The 14513-nt window shown below is 51.4% G+C and carries 12 protein-coding genes and 1 other RNA gene; 5 read left to right on the top strand and 8 right to left on the bottom strand.

The window, feature by feature from the left end; genetic code table 11:
• Nucleotides 1-138 precede the first annotated feature (138 nt).
• Nucleotides 139-2115, top strand: a complete 1977-nt coding sequence (locus M977_RS15655; protein ID WP_064516665.1) for an alkyl/aryl-sulfatase — start codon at nucleotides 139-141, stop codon at nucleotides 2113-2115.
• A 148-nt stretch (nucleotides 2116-2263) separates the two neighbouring features.
• Here M977_RS15655 and ffs read toward each other — a convergent pair.
• Nucleotides 2264-2360: signal recognition particle sRNA small type (ffs, locus tag M977_RS15650), an RNA gene on the bottom strand.
• 171 nt (nucleotides 2361-2531) lie between these two features.
• Here ffs and M977_RS15645 point away from each other — a divergent pair.
• Complete coding sequence (locus M977_RS15645; protein ID WP_064516663.1) at nucleotides 2532-2840, top strand: MGMT family protein; 309 nt, start codon at nucleotides 2532-2534, stop codon at nucleotides 2838-2840.
• A 34-nt stretch (nucleotides 2841-2874) separates the two neighbouring features.
• On the opposite strand, the gene M977_RS15640 is transcribed toward M977_RS15645, so the two are convergent.
• Complete coding sequence (locus tag M977_RS15640) at nucleotides 2875-3450, bottom strand: YbaY family lipoprotein (RefSeq protein WP_064516661.1); 576 nt, start codon at nucleotides 3448-3450, stop codon at nucleotides 2875-2877.
• A 214-nt stretch (nucleotides 3451-3664) separates the two neighbouring features.
• Here M977_RS15640 and tesB point away from each other — a divergent pair, with 214 nt between their 5' ends.
• A complete protein-coding gene (gene tesB, locus M977_RS15635; RefSeq protein ID WP_064516659.1) occupies nucleotides 3665-4525 on the top strand; it encodes an acyl-CoA thioesterase II in 861 nt (286 codons plus the stop codon).
• A 110-nt stretch (nucleotides 4526-4635) separates the two neighbouring features.
• Here the strand turns inward: tesB and amtB are convergent, their stop codons facing one another.
• The 5 genes from amtB to M977_RS15610 all read right to left on the bottom strand — a co-directional run bounded on the left by amtB (nucleotide 4636) and on the right by M977_RS15610 (nucleotide 10623).
• Nucleotides 4636-5922 carry an ammonium transporter AmtB gene (gene amtB, locus M977_RS15630; protein WP_064516657.1) on the bottom strand — a complete coding sequence of 429 codons (1287 nt, stop codon included), beginning with the start codon at nucleotides 5920-5922 and terminating at the stop codon, nucleotides 4636-4638.
• 31 nt (nucleotides 5923-5953) lie between these two features.
• Nucleotides 5954-6292, bottom strand: coding sequence for a P-II family nitrogen regulator (gene glnK / locus M977_RS15625; RefSeq protein WP_034458018.1), 339 nt, complete (start codon nucleotides 6290-6292; stop codon nucleotides 5954-5956).
• 253 nt (nucleotides 6293-6545) lie between these two features.
• Nucleotides 6546-8324, bottom strand: coding sequence for a SmdB family multidrug efflux ABC transporter permease/ATP-binding protein (locus tag M977_RS15620; RefSeq protein WP_064516655.1), 1779 nt, complete (start codon nucleotides 8322-8324; stop codon nucleotides 6546-6548).
• Nucleotides 8317-10095, bottom strand: coding sequence for a SmdA family multidrug ABC transporter permease/ATP-binding protein (locus M977_RS15615; RefSeq protein ID WP_064516652.1), 1779 nt, complete (start codon nucleotides 10093-10095; stop codon nucleotides 8317-8319). The genes M977_RS15620 and M977_RS15615 overlap by 8 nt, the downstream gene beginning before the upstream one ends.
• A 66-nt stretch (nucleotides 10096-10161) precedes the next feature.
• Complete coding sequence (locus tag M977_RS15610) at nucleotides 10162-10623, bottom strand: Lrp/AsnC family transcriptional regulator (protein ID WP_064516763.1); 462 nt, start codon at nucleotides 10621-10623, stop codon at nucleotides 10162-10164.
• A gap of 114 nt (nucleotides 10624-10737) precedes the next feature.
• Between M977_RS15610 and M977_RS15605 the strand changes: the two genes are divergently transcribed.
• Nucleotides 10738-11787, top strand: coding sequence for a PLP-dependent cysteine synthase family protein (locus tag M977_RS15605; RefSeq protein WP_064516650.1), 1050 nt, complete (start codon nucleotides 10738-10740; stop codon nucleotides 11785-11787).
• Nucleotides 11788-11829: 42 nt separating this feature from the next.
• Here the strand turns inward: M977_RS15605 and cof are convergent, their stop codons facing one another.
• Nucleotides 11830-12651, bottom strand: a complete 822-nt coding sequence (cof, locus tag M977_RS15600; RefSeq protein ID WP_064516648.1) for an HMP-PP phosphatase — start codon at nucleotides 12649-12651, stop codon at nucleotides 11830-11832.
• A gap of 103 nt (nucleotides 12652-12754) precedes the next feature.
• Here cof and M977_RS15595 point away from each other — a divergent pair, with 103 nt between their 5' ends.
• Nucleotides 12755-14458 carry an SgrR family transcriptional regulator gene (locus tag M977_RS15595; protein WP_064516646.1) on the top strand — a complete coding sequence of 568 codons (1704 nt, stop codon included), beginning with the start codon at nucleotides 12755-12757 and terminating at the stop codon, nucleotides 14456-14458.
• Nucleotides 14459-14513 lie beyond the last annotated feature (55 nt).

Below are 14513 nucleotides of genomic sequence, written 5' to 3'. Positions count from 1 at the left end.
AACAAATCGTAGTCCCATATGGCACTACTTCCAGGTTAATTCATCCATTAAAATTTCCTGTGTTAATCCACAGGTTATTTAAATTACCGAAAAATATCTTCTATCTTTTAGAATTTATTAATTTCAGAGGTTGAATTAATGAGATTGAATCTAATAGCCAAAAGCCTGATTGCTGCGGGGTTACTGACGACACTGTCAGTTAACGCAGCAACTCCAGCGTCCACTAACGATGCAACATCTGCAACAAAACAAGCCAATGAAGCGCTTTATCAGCAGCTCCCGTTCTCTGATCACACCGATTTCGTGAATGCTCATAAAGGCTTTATCGCTGCACTGCCGCAGGATGTGATAAAGGGCGAGCAAGGCAATGTTATCTGGAATCCACAGCAATACGCCTTTATTAAAGAGGGTGACAAAGCGCCAGCGACGGTTAATCCAAGCCTGTGGCGTCAGTCCCAGTTGATTAATATCAGCGGTCTGTTTGAAGTGACCGACGGTGTTTATCAGATTCGTAATCTCGACCTTTCTAATATGACCATCATTGAAGGTAAAACCGGGATTACCGTTGTCGACCCACTGGTTTCTGCTGAAACCGCGAAAGCCGGTTTGGAACTGTATTACAAAAATCGCGGCAAAAAACCTGTTGTGGCGGTGATTTTCACCCACAGCCACGTTGACCACTACGGCGGCGTGCGCGGTGTGGTTGATGAAGCCGATGTCAAAGCGGGCAAAGTGAAACTGTATGCTCCGCAAGGCTTTATGGGCTCTGCCGTCGACGAAAACATTATGGCGGGTAACGCCATGAGCCGCCGCGCAAGTTACATGTACGGCAACTTGCTACCTGCCAATTCTAAAGGCCAGGTGGGCGCGGGTCTGGGCACCACGACCTCTGCGGGTACAGTGACATTGTTGGCTCCAACCAACTACATCACGCATACCGGACAGGAAGAAGTGATCGATGGCCTGACTTACGACTTTATGATGGCTCCGGGTTCTGAAGCGCCGTCGGAAATGCTGTGGTACGTCAAAGAGAAGAAAATGATCGAAGCAGCGGAGGATGTCACTCACACGCTGCATAACACCTATTCTCTGCGCGGCGCGAAAATCCGTGATCCACTGGCATGGTCGAAATACATTAATGCCGCGATTGACCGCTGGGGCAGCGATGCCGAAATTATTATCGCCCAGCACCACTGGCCGACCTGGGGTCAGAATAACGTCGTCAACCTGATGAAAGGCCAGCGCGATATGTATCGTTTCATCAACGATCAGACGTTGCGCATGGCAAACGAAGGTCTGACGCGCGATGAAATCGCCGCGAACTTCAAACTGCCACCGAAACTGGCGAAAACCTGGGCGAGTCGAGGTTATTACGGTTCGGTCAGTCACGATGTGAAAGCCACCTACGTGTTCTATCTCGGCTGGTTCGATGGCAACCCGGCAACCCTGGATGAACTGCCGCCGGAAGAATCCGCGAAAAAATTCGTTGAATACATGGGCGGTGCGGACAGCATTCTGCAAAAAGCGAAATCTGATTACAGCCAGGGAAATTACCGTTGGGTGGCCCAGGTCGTGAGCAAAGTGGTATTTGCTGATCCAACCAACAAAGCGGCCCGCAACCTGGAAGCCGATGCGCTGGAACAGATGGGGTATCAGGCGGAATCCGGCCCATGGCGTAACTTCTATCTGACAGGCGCGCAGGAATTGCGTAATGGCGTGATTAAAGGCCCTACGCCAAATACCGCCAGCCCGGATACCGTTCGTGCGATGACGCCAGAAATGTTCTTCGATTACATGGCTGTTCATGTCAACGGTGAGAAAGCGGCGAATGCCCACGCGGTGCTGAACTTCGACTTTGGCAACCAGGGCGGTAAATACAAGCTGGAACTGGAAAACGGAGTGCTTAACCACACGCCAAATTCAGAAGCCAGCAACGCTGACGCAACGATTAATCTTTCCCGCGATACGCTCAACCGTATTATTTTGAAAGAAGAAACATTGCAGCAGGCGAAAGACAAAGGTGACGTAAAAATCACTGGTGATGCAGGCAAACTGGATGAGGTGCTTGGTTATATGGACAAGTTTAACTTCTGGTTCAACATCGTTACGCCATAAGCCATACACATAGATACGCTTTAACCCAGATGCTCTGTGACGCAAGTTGCAGGGCGTTTTTTGTTTTGTATTTTTTGAGTGTGAGCGAAGTAGAACAGAGAAAGGCATAAGCATGTTGAAGTTTACATGCGCCAGAATTGGGTGGGGGCCCTGCCAGCTACATCCCGGCACACACGTCATCTGCTGCGGCTGCTTCCTTCCGGACCTGACCGAATTCACAAATTAGTGTTGCGGGAGAACCAACAGGGCCCCCATTGAGAGCGCTAGTTACCTAACGCGCTGGCGCATTATCCATGTTGCCCTATGCAATTGCAAGCAAGGCGCGGTCATGTGTTGCTTTCTTGCGCACCCGCTGTTTTTCTTCCCTGTTTGATAACCGCCGATTATCCTAAACCCTGGCTGTTTTGGAGTTTGCTATGGACAACGATTCATTCCCACACCGGGTTTACCAAATTATCGCCGCTATTCCGGAAGGGTTTGTCACAACATACGGTGACGTAGCACGCCTGGCCGGATCACCACGTGCAGCAAGGCAAGTGGGAGGCGTACTCAAACGGTTACCCGAAGGTAGTAAACTGCCCTGGCACCGAGTGGTCAATCGTCATGGACAGATATCTCTGACTGGCCCGGATTTGCAACGCCAACGGCAAGCCCTGCTTTCAGAAGGCATTATGGTTTCTGGAGATGGGTATATAAATATGGAACGTTATCGCTGGAATTACTAAAGAGCGCCTCCGTAGAGGCGCTTAAACATCACAATCAGAACTGCGTTGGTGCAGGAACCGCTGAAGAAGGGTTCACCTGAGTCGGTGATGTTGAAGGCACTGTTGTTACCGCCCCGCCATTCGTCTGAACTGGAACCGCTGTTTGCTGAACAGGAACCAGTGTCAGATCCACTTTTGTCCCACCCTGATTAACAGCCGGTTGAATGGTATCGGTGATAAACATCAGTTTATCGTTCACGGTAATAGCCGCACTCAGGATAATGCGCGCGTTCGGCTGTATATCAGCCGGGTTATACGGCAGCACAAAACTGAATGGCGACTGTTTCCCTTCGGTACGCACCGCTTTTTGCGCTAACACTTTTGACGGAGCATCCGCCAAAGAGGCATCAGACAACGTAACAGTGAGTACCGCATCAGGCGGCAATGCAACTTTTTGACGAATCCAGACCGTACCGGAAACGTTAGGCTGTCTAATATCAGACTGCGCCGTTGCCGCTGCCGATGAGGTCGTTGCAGCAGGTGCAGGCGTTGGGATATCGGCACTTTTCTGCGCGCATCCCGCCATTGCAACAGCAATGGCTAAACCACTTAACGTGTGCACAAGTTTCATTGATTTGTTCTCCTTATTATCAATGCACCAGCAGGCCGTAGGCCCACGAGTAATGAGTGGTTAAACATGCTTATCACGCTAAGTGTGGCACATATAACTGATTTTTGCCCAAAACCGAAACACATCATCAGGTCGGGCCACTACGTGGCGAATGTTGGAAACCTGTTATAATCAGGCCAATTGCACGATTTTAATTTTTTATTGAGGACACTTTATGAGTCAGGCGCTCAGCAATTTGTTGGCATTACTCAATCTGGAAAAGATTGAAGAAGGTATTTTTCGTGGCCAGAGCGAGGACTTAGGTTTACGTCAGGTGTTCGGTGGACAAGTCGTTGGCCAGGCGTTATATGCCGCTAAAGAAACCGTGCCGGTTGACCGTCTTGTGCACTCATTCCACAGTTACTTTTTGCGCCCAGGCGATAGCCAAAAACCGATTGTTTATGATGTGGAAACCCTGCGTGACGGCAATAGCTTCAGCGCCCGTCGTGTTGCAGCGATTCAGAATGGCAAACCTATTTTTTATATGACGGCCTCTTTCCAGGCACCGGAGCCAGGTTTTGAGCACCAAAAAACCATGCCTGCGGCCCCTGCCCCGGAAAACCTGAAATCAGAAACTGAAATTGCGATGGCGTTTGAAAAGCTGCTGCCGCAAACGCTCAAAGAGAAGTTTTTGTGTGAAAAGCCGCTAGAGATTCGCCCGGTGGTGTTCCATAACCCAATGCAGGGCCACGTTGCTGAACCTGTACGCCAGGTGTGGATGCGGGCTAATGGCCAAATGCCAGCCGATTTGCGCATCCACCAATCTTTGCTGGGTTACGCTTCTGATTTTAACTTCCTGCCGGTTGCCCTCCAGCCCCACGGCGTCGGTTTCCTGGAGCCGGGTATGCAGGTTGCCACAATCGATCACTCAATGTGGTTCCATCGTCCGTTCGATATGAATGACTGGTTACTGTATAGCGTGGAAAGTACGTCCGCTTCGAGCGCACGTGGATTTGTACGCGGTGAGTTTTATTCACGCGATGGCGTTCTTGTGGCGTCAACGGTGCAGGAAGGCGTGATGCGCAAGCGCGGTTGAGATTGTGCCAGTTGACGCTTCGCTTAACCGACTTACGGTTTAGTCCGGGTTAATCCTGAAAGCATAAAAAAAGCGGAGCCTGTGCTCCGCTTTTTTATTTCATGTCTTACTTATGCGTTGTAAGCATTTTCACCGTGGCTGTTAACGTCCAGACCTTCGCGCTCATGCTCTTCAGGTACACGCAGGCCCACAGTCAGGTCGGCAACTTTGAAGCCGATGAATGCAACTACCGCAGACCACAGAATCGTCACACCGATACTTTCTAACTGCACCAGCACTTGATGGCCCATAGTCACACCTTCTGCGTAACCCACACCGCCAAGGGATGGAGCGGCGAAGATACCCGTCATGATGCAACCAACGATACCGCACACGCCGTGGACCCCGAACACATCGCAAGGGTCATCTACACGCAGCCATTTTTTCAGCAACGTCACGCCCCACAAGCCAGCCAGACCAGCAACGATACCGATAATCAATGCACCGCCGACACCAACATAACCACAGGCAGGAGTGATACCAACCAGACCTGCGATAGCACCGGAACACGCACCCAGCAAAGAAGGTTTGCCACGCAATGCCCACTCGCCAAATACCCAACCAAGAACCGCAGCTGCTGTTGCAACAACAGTATTCACAAAGGCCAATGCAGCAATTTCGTTAGCAGCACTTGCAGAGCCTGCGTTGAAGCCGAACCAACCGAAATAGAGAATTGCTGTACCGGTAAATACCATCGGCAGGTTATGCGGTTTGAATGCTTCTTTACCATAACCCACACGTTTGCCAATCAGGTATGCACCCACCAGGCCTGCTACTGCGGCGTTGATGTGAACCACTGTACCGCCTGCAAAGTCCATCGCGCCGTGAGTGGCCAGCAAACCACCACCCCATACCATATGTGCAATCGGCAGGTATGAAAGCGTCAGCCAAATTACGACAAAGATAAGCACAGCCGAGAAGCGAATACGTTCAGCCAGTGCGCCAACAATCAGGCCAACAGTGATACAGGCGAAGGAACCCTGGAACGCAACATGAATATATTGGTAGAAAGAACCAGTCAGCGCGGTGAGCTGGATGTTTTTGAGCATCACCCAATCGAAGTTACCGAAGAAACTCCCGCCGGCACCGAAGGTTAATGAGTAACCGTAAACCACCCAGAGTACACAAACCAGCGCAAACGTAACCGTAATCTGAGTCAGCATTGACAGCACGTTTTTAGAGCGAATCAGGCCGCCGTAAAACAGTGCCAGCCCAGGAATTGTCATAAACAGCACCAATGCGGTGCTAATCATCATAAAGGCGTTGTCTGCTTTATCGACCACAGCCGGTGCCGCAAGAGCAATTGATGGCGCAAGTGCCAGGGCTACAACGCCTAAGATAGAGGCTAATTTTTTCATTTTTTCCATCCCTTCACGAGTGGCAAGACGATTACAATGCAGCTTCGTCGGCTTCGCCGGTACGAATGCGGACGACTCGTTGCAACTCAGCAACGAAAATTTTGCCATCGCCAATTTTGCCGGTGTAGGCAGCTTTGCTAATGACATCAATAACTTCATCGAGTTGATCATCGGCAATTGCCACATCAATTTTCACTTTAGGCAGGAAATTGACGCTGTACTCAGCACCGCGGTACAACTCTGCATGACCCTTTTGACGACCAAAGCCTTTCACTTCAGTCACGGTCAGCCCTTGAATACCGATTGAAGACAATGCTTCACGAACGTCTTCGAGTTTGAACGGTTTGATCACCACGGTAACCAGCTTCATAGATCCCCTCCAGTCAGAATTGGGTAATAGCCTCTGCGATACAAATTAGATAAAGCAAAGGTCATGCCACATTTGAAAAAGAGATAATTTCAGCGCGCTAAGCTGCGCCAAATGGGGATTGTCAGGAGAGAAATTACGATGACTGGGATTAAGAAAGTTCTTAGAGAATAAAAACGCACCATTTTAGTGCATGGTGCGTTTCGCTTCTGCACCAATGGGGATAACCATTGGCTTTATGCGTGATTTTGGTGCATTACGCGGTTTCGGGTTCTTCGCGCGTGGCAGCGGCTAATTCTTCACCAGCCAGTTGTAGTTGGTACATCTGCCAGTAACGCCCTTGTGCAGCCAGCAATTCGCTATGTGTGCCACGCTCTACAGCCTGACCGCGGTGCAGTACCAGAATCGTGTCGGCATCGGTAATAGTCGATAAGCGGTGCGCGATAACGACCAACGTGGTGTGCTCACGGACAGCTGCCAGAGCTTGTTGGATTGCCTGCTCGGTGCCAGAGTCGATATTTGCGGTTGCTTCATCAAGGATCAGAATCTGCGGGGCATCCACCAGCACCCGAGCCAGCGCCAGTAGCTGTTTCTGGCCGACGGACAAATTATTCCCTTGCTCGCCCAGCCGTGTATGAATTCCATCAGCCATGGTTCGAGCAAGTTCCGCAAGCTGCACCGTCTCCAGCGCCTGCCAGACGGCATCTTCACTGATGTCACGCCCAAGCGTAACGTTGGCAAAGAAAGAATCCGCCAACACCACCGGGTCTTGCTGAACCATCGCGACACCCTGGCGCAGCACGCTATGACTCAAGGTATCCAGCGGGCGACCATCCAGACGGATTTCACCGTTGGTGAGTGGGTAATAACCCATCAGCAAGTTAGCAAGAGTACTTTTCCCACTGCCCGTATGCCCCACCAGGGCCACAAAACTGCGCGCTGGGACATCCAGATTAATGTCCTGCAATACCAGGCGATCGCCACGATAAGCAAAAGAGACGTTATCGACTTCGATATGACCGCTTTCAAGCGGGCGCTTGTCGTTGCCGTAATCCTGGCGCTTGCCGTCCATTAGCTCGAATACACGCTCACCAGCAACCACCGCCTGTTGCAGCATCGATTGCTGGGTGGTGAGTTCGATTAACGGCTCGTTAAGTCGCCCAAGATAGTTGATAAATGCGTACAACACGCCAACTTCAATGGTGCCAACCGAGGTAAAACCAAACAGCATCAGCAAGCCACACAGCACCATTGCAGAGAACAGGCTCAGCAACGGGCGCAGTAAAAAGCCATCAAGACGCAGAGTCTGCATTCGCGCCATGTAGTGCGAACGGCTCGCGGCATTCATGCGTTCGCCAAAACGGGCCTGCTGGCGAAACTGCTGGATAACGCTCATGCCATTAATGACTTCGTTGAAGCCATCGTTGATATCAGCCAGATAACTACGCACGCGGCGCACAATCGGCGTGCTGTATCGCTGATAAATAAACATCACGATAATCACTGCCGGGAAGATGCAAATCGCCACCGTCGCCATACGCCAGTCGAGTGTAAACATCGCCACCAGCATCGCACCAATCAATGCCGCACTACGTAATACGGTGGCGACCACCGTCACGTAGAGATCGCGGATCACTTCGGTATCGTTGGTGACGCGAGATATCAACTGCCCAACGGGTTGGGTATCAAAAGTGCTTAATGGCTGGCGTAGTGCAGCATCCATTACATCAGTACGTAATTTTTGCACTACGCCAACGGCTGCCTGGTTAAACAGCAATGCCTGCCAGTAGTGCAGGCCCGCAGCAGAAATCGACAGCAGCAAATACGCCGTCGCAAGCCCAGCCACGGCGGCAACCGGCATGCGATGTTCAGAAACCATATTATCAATGAAGTAACTAACAATAATCGGACCAGTCACCTCAGCAGCAGCCGCAATCCACAGCATCACAACCGCTCCTGCAAGCGGTTTACGCCACGGTGAACCATAAGCCAGCAGGCGTTTGATGGTTGGCCATTGCTGTATTGATTTACGCATTGGCAGGTTCCTCATCTGGCGTTGCTTCTGGCGCATCATCCAACGCCGCTTCCAATTGTTGATAGCGATACATATCGCGATACCAGCCAGGCTTACCCACCAGCGCATCGTGATTACCACGCTCCACCACCTGGCCGTGTTGCATTACCAGAATTTCACTGGCTTCGGTCAGCGCCGACAAACGGTGGGCGCTGATGATAACGGTGCGGTTTTCGCCCCACTGGCGCAGGTTATGGAGGATCTGGTATTCGGTGCGCCCATCGACCGCAGAAAGCGCGTCGTCAAGGATCAGGATCTCCGCATCGAGCAACAATGCACGGGCGATAGAAATACGTTGTTTCTGGCCGCCGGAAAGCATCACACCACGCTCGCCCACTTCGGTTTCATAGCCTTGTGGCAGACGTAAAATATCTTCATGCACACTTGCAAGCCTTGCGACATGTTCGATTTCTTCCTGTGTGGCACCCGGCTTACCCAGCGCAATATTGCTGGCGACCGTATCGGAAAACAGGAAAGGCGTCTGGTTGACTACCGCCAGGCGGCTACGCCATGAGTCGAGTTGCATCTGCGCCAATGGGATCCCGTGGAAGCAAATCTCGCCCTGGTCGATGTCAAAATGGCGCTGGATAAGCGACAGAATGGTGCTTTTCCCTGCACCGGTTGGCCCACACAGGCCCAACATTTCACCCGGTTTCAGGGTAAACGAAACGTTCTCAAGAGTCGGTCGCGCAGTTTGCGGGTAGTGGAACGCCTGAATATTGGCTTCCACCGTGCCGCGCCCGGCAGGCGCTTCTAGCTCTCCATCTTTCACTGATGGCGCTTCCTCCAACATGCTGCGAATACGGCTGTACGCTGCGCTACCACGCTCAACAATATTGAACATCCACGCCAGCGCCAGCATCGGCCAAATCATCAGACCGAGGTACATCACAAAACTTGTGAGCTGCCCAAGTGTCAGCGTGCCCTGAATTACCATCCAACTGCCGCCGCCAATCGCAAGCAGGTTTGCAGTGCCGATAGTGATGTAAATAGTTGGGTCAAAACGCGCATCCACACGGGCGACTTTCATGTTCTTCGCACCAGCATCTTTGGCTTCAGCAGCAAACAGCGCAGACTGCCTGTCTTCGAGCCCGAATGCTTTGATCATGCGGATGCTGGACAGGCTTTCCTGGGTACGGTCATTCAGCGTGGAAAATGCAGCCTGTGCCAGTTTGAAGCGCTGGTGTAGCTGGTCGCCGTAACGTTTGATGACCAGCGCCATAATCGGCATAGGCAGTAAGGCAAGCAGAGTCAATTCCCAGCTGATTTGCGTCGACATCACAATCAACACCGCGCAGCCCATCACGAGTGAGTCCACCAGCGTTAATACGCCCTCACCTGCGGCAAATACCACACGGTCAACATCGTTTGTTGCGCGCGCCATTAAATCACCGGTGCGGTGACGTAGGTAAAATTCGGGATGCTGACGGCTTAACTGGCGGTAGTAATCTTCGCGCAGTTCAACAGCCAACTGATAAGACGCCCCAAAAAGCAGCACGCGCCAGACATAGCGCAGCATGTAGACGATCACTGCGATGACCAGCATCACACCAATCCACATCAGCACGTCATTACCTGAGAGGCTCTGTTGGGTAACACCATCGACAATCACGCCCACCAGTTTTGGCGGCACAAGCTGCAAGATGGCAATAATAATAAGCAAGGCAACCGCCCCGAGATAGCGTCGCCACTCGCGGGTGAAGTACCAGCTTAATTGAGCAAATAATCGCACGCAGTCAGATTCCTGAGATATCGTCTGCCGATGCATGGCAGAAATTGAAGGCCGGGAGCGCGGGACTTAGCGCTCTAAAGGCAAAGCCGTGGTGTATTTTATCTGTTCCATGGCGAAACTCGAAGTCACATCGGTTAAACCTGGAATGCCGTTCACCAGCCGTTTGTAAAAATCATCGTACCGTTTCATGTCTTCTACCTGCACACGCATCAGGTAGTCGTACTCACCAGCCATACGCCAAAACCCCAACACTTCTGGCATTTCCGCAACGACCGAAACAAATTTGCAGTACCACTCACTACTGTGTTGTTGAGTTTTGATAAGCACAAAAGCCGTCAGCCCAAGGCCGAGTTTTTCCGGGTCTAGTAATGCTACTTTTGCCCGGATAACACCGTCGTCTTCAAGACGTTTCAGGCGCTTCCAGCAGGGTGTGGTGGTCAGATTAACGGCATCCGCGAGAGCCTGCAAAGAGAGGGTGCAGTCGTTTTGCAGCAAGGATAGCAGCTTACGGTCAATTTTATCTAACATGGCAGCATCCAGGAGAAAATTTTTCTCCATTGAATCGCCAATGAAGGCTAAAAGGCAACTTTTTTATCTTCTATTTGCATTACTCTAAGCACAAATAGACAAACGGACATCACTATGACCAGTACCTGGGTAAACCACGCGATTAGCGAAATTAACGCCGACTACCAACGCTCTGCCGACACACATTTGATTCGCCTGTCGCTGCCTGGTTTTCCCGGTATTCAGCTCTACCTGAAAGATGAAAGCACGCACCCGACGGGCAGCCTGAAGCATCGCCTTGCGCGTTCACTGTTCTTGTACGGCTTGTGTAACGGCTGGATCAAAGAAGGCACAACGATCATTGAAGCCTCTTCCGGTTCGACTGCGGTTTCTGAAGCCTATTTTGCCCGCCTGTTAGGGTTACCGTTTATTGCCGTCATGCCAGCCTGCACTGCAAAACGTAAAGTGGAACAAATTGAATTTTACGGTGGCCGCTGCCATTTCGTGGAAAGTGCGTGTGAAATTTACGCGGCTTCCGAAATGCTGGAACGCGAGCTGAATGGCCATTATATGGACCAGTTCACGTACGCTGAACGTGCGACTGACTGGCGCGGTAACAACAATATTGCCGACAGTATTTTCCGCCAAATGGAACATGAGCCTCACCCGGTACCAGATTACATTGTAATGAGCGCAGGTACTGGCGGTACATCGGCGACCATCGGGCGTTACTTGCGCTACCAGGGCCATCCAACAAAATTGACCGTGGTCGACCCACAAAACTCAGTCTTTATGGATTACTGGCAGCAACGTGATTGCAGCCTACGCAGCTCCATTGGCAGCAAAATTGAAGGGATTGGTCGCCCACGCTGCGAACCGTCTTTTATCCCGGATGTAATTGACGAAATGATGCGTGTGCCAGATGCCGCAAGCATTGCCACCATGCAGTGGCTGGAAACGATTCTCGGCCGCAAAGTAGGCGCATCAACTGGCACCAATATGTGGGGCGTTCTGCAGTTGGCAGCTCGTATGCGCACAGAAGGCCGCACGGGTTCAATTGTGACATTGCTTTGCGACAGTGGTGAGCGCTACCTGGAAACTTATTACAACGCAGAGTGGGTGAAAACGAATATTGGTGATGTGCTGCCAGCCCGAGCGGAAATCGAAAAGCTGCTTGAAAGATAAAGAAAAAAAGCCGGGCAAACGCCCGGCTGGCTTAAGGCCTTATCATTCGGGGGAATAAGTGAGGTTTGGTGTATCCAGCCAATGCGTCAAATAATGCGAAACAGCCTGTTTATTGCAGTGACCAATAACAGGTAAATGCGGTAAATCTTCTTTCAGTTGCGCCATCGCGTTGCCCATGATCAAACCATGACCCACGCTTGAGAGCATTTCGCGGTCGTTCATCGCGTCGCCAAACGCCATGCAATCTTTCATCGTTAAACCAAGGTGCTGGCTCAACACATTCAGCGCAGAACCTTTGTTACAGCCAACGGGTAACACTTCCAGGCAATCTACTGCCGAGAAACATAGAAATGCTTGCCCGCCCAAAGCCTCATCCAACTGAACTTTCAAACGAACAAGATCGTCGTGAGGGGCGCAGAAACAAATTTTGGTGACTTCATCGGAGGGGATGCGTTTGACGTCGACAATTTTCGGGCTAAAACCGCTATAAACGTGAGCATTCAGCATTTTGCCGACTTCATATTGAGTTAGCCAACCCGTGTCATTAAACACATGCAGACTCGCCTGAGTATCCCACTGCCCGTGGATAACCATTTCCGCCGCCTCAGGAGATAGATCCTGGCGATGCAGAAGATCGCCCTGCGTTGAGTGAATACGCGTGCCGTTGCCGGTAATCAAAAATGCTTCAAGGGATAGTTTGCTCAACACATGGCGCATTTCCAGCACATGGCGGCCCGTGGCAAACGCGAGGGTTATCTGGCGTTCATCCCGCAGACGGTTAAGGATACGCACGGTTTCTTCACCCAAAAGATGATTGGGCATTAACAGAGTACCATCCATATCAAATGCAGCCAGACGAGCCATGTTTACTCCGATTTGTGACGACTAAAACACTGAGGGCAGTATCGCCTGGCATATACGGAACTAATAGTGAATACTTTCTGAAAATTGTTCCGGGTTTACACCAATGAGACTGTTAAACCGATTAAACCAATTTCAACGCTTATGGCAGCCTTCGGTGGGAGAACCACAGCAAGTGACGGTAGCCGAACTCGCAGCACGCTGCTTTTGCAGTGAGCGCCATGTGCGAACATTGCTTAATCAACTTGAAGATTCGGGTTGGCTGACATGGCATGCACAGTCTGGACGCGGAAAACGCGGCACATTGAGTTTTCTGGTGACTCCAGAAAGCGTGCGTTCCGGAATGATGGAGCAAGTACTCCATAAAGGGCAGCATCAGAACGCGCTGGAACTGGCACAGATCGCACCAGAACAGTTGCGCCAATTGCTGCAACCGTTCCTTGGTGGGCAATGGCAAAACGATACGCCGACTTTACGTATCCCCTACTATCGCCCGTTAGAACCGTTGCAACCGGGGTTCCTGCCAGGTCGTGCCGAACAGCACCTTGCGGGCCAGGTCTTTGCCGGGCTCACCCGATTCACCTCGAACAGCGCGACACCGCAGCCCGATCTCGCTCACCACTGGCAAGTCTCCGAAGATGGCCTGAGCTGGTACTTTTTCATTCGCTCGACACTGCACTGGCATAATGGCGAACCGGTAGAAACCACGCAGTTACAGCAACGGGTGATGATGCTATTGACGCTCCCGGCGATGCGACGTTTGTTTATCAGCGTGAAAAGCATTGAGCTTGCCCATACGCAATGCATCCGCTTTGTTTTGCACACTCCCGATTACTGGCTGGCGCATCGTCTAGCCAGTTATTGCAGCCGCCTGGCACATCCTGAAGATACCCAAATCGGCTGTGGGCCATTTCGTATCAGCAGCTTTAAAGAGAACCTGGTGCGGATCGAGAGTTTTGAGTCTTATCACCTTAGCCACCCATTACTCAAAGCCGTAGAGTTCTGGATTACCCCGCAATTATTCGATACTGAATTGGGCACCAGTTGCCGCCATCCGGTGCAAATCGCCATTGGGCAGCAAGACGAGTTGGTTCATTTACGGCCTGTAAGCAACAGTATCAGTCTTGGGTTTTGCTATCTGGCGGTAAAACAAAACGGCAATTTAACACCGGAGCAGGCGCGCTTCCTGATGCAACTCATTCAGCAGCAGCGGTTGATTGAAAGCCTTCCTGTCGATGAGTCGCTGATCACACCAAGCAGTGAGATGATCCCTGGCTGGAAACTCCCCGAATGGCCATTTTCCGAAGCGATCACGCTGCCGCCGCAATTAACATTGATTTATCATTTGCCCGTTGAGTTGCACGTCATGGCACAGCAGCTTAAAACGCATCTGGCTGATTTGGGCTGCGAGCTCACTTTGATATTTCATGATGCAAAAAACTGGGCAGGATGTGAGGCGTTGGCTGAGGCCGATTTAATGATGGGCGACCGTCTGATTGGCGAAGCACCTGTCTACACGCTGGAACAGTGGTTACGCAGCGATGTGCTGTGGCCTGCAGTGCTTACTGAAAGCCAGTACAACCATTTGCAGGCAACGCTCGACCGCGTACAAATCCACCCGGATGAACACGCGCGCAGCACCGGTTTGCAGGAAGTATTCAGCGCACTAATGCGCGATGCGATAGTCTCACCGCTGTTTAATTACCGCTACCAAATCAGCGCGCCGCCGGGTGTCAACGGCATTGAACTCAACGCCTGGGGCTGGTTCGATTTTACCCAGGCGTGGTTGCCGCCACCGACGATGGCGTGAAGAAGCTGGGCAGCCATCTGCCCACGAGTTACCATAGGTTTTTAGCTATTTAACA

The organism is Buttiauxella gaviniae ATCC 51604, assembly GCF_001654835.1.
Lineage (GTDB): Bacteria > Pseudomonadota > Gammaproteobacteria > Enterobacterales > Enterobacteriaceae > Buttiauxella > Buttiauxella gaviniae.
The sequence above is the reverse complement of the archived record's forward strand: the minus strand, read 5'-3'. Positions and strand labels throughout refer to the sequence as shown.

Coding starts and splice junctions, on each gene's coding strand:
- M977_RS15620 (WP_064516655.1), bottom strand. CDS start 8,324: ATGCGTAAATCAATACAGCAATGGCCAACCATCAAACGCCTGCTGGCT.
- cof (WP_064516648.1), bottom strand. CDS start 12,651: ATGGCTCGTCTGGCTGCATTTGATATGGATGGTACTCTGTTAATGCCC.
- tesB (WP_064516659.1), top strand. CDS start 3,665: ATGAGTCAGGCGCTCAGCAATTTGTTGGCATTACTCAATCTGGAAAAG.
- M977_RS15655 (WP_064516665.1), top strand. CDS start 139: ATGAGATTGAATCTAATAGCCAAAAGCCTGATTGCTGCGGGGTTACTG.
- M977_RS15640 (WP_064516661.1), bottom strand. CDS start 3,450: ATGAAACTTGTGCACACGTTAAGTGGTTTAGCCATTGCTGTTGCAATG.
- glnK (WP_034458018.1), bottom strand. CDS start 6,292: ATGAAGCTGGTTACCGTGGTGATCAAACCGTTCAAACTCGAAGACGTT.
- M977_RS15610 (WP_064516763.1), bottom strand. CDS start 10,623: ATGTTAGATAAAATTGACCGTAAGCTGCTATCCTTGCTGCAAAACGAC.
- M977_RS15595 (WP_064516646.1), top strand. CDS start 12,755: ATGAGACTGTTAAACCGATTAAACCAATTTCAACGCTTATGGCAGCCT.
- M977_RS15645 (WP_064516663.1), top strand. CDS start 2,532: ATGGACAACGATTCATTCCCACACCGGGTTTACCAAATTATCGCCGCT.
- M977_RS15605 (WP_064516650.1), top strand. CDS start 10,738: ATGACCAGTACCTGGGTAAACCACGCGATTAGCGAAATTAACGCCGAC.
- amtB (WP_064516657.1), bottom strand. CDS start 5,922: ATGAAAAAATTAGCCTCTATCTTAGGCGTTGTAGCCCTGGCACTTGCG.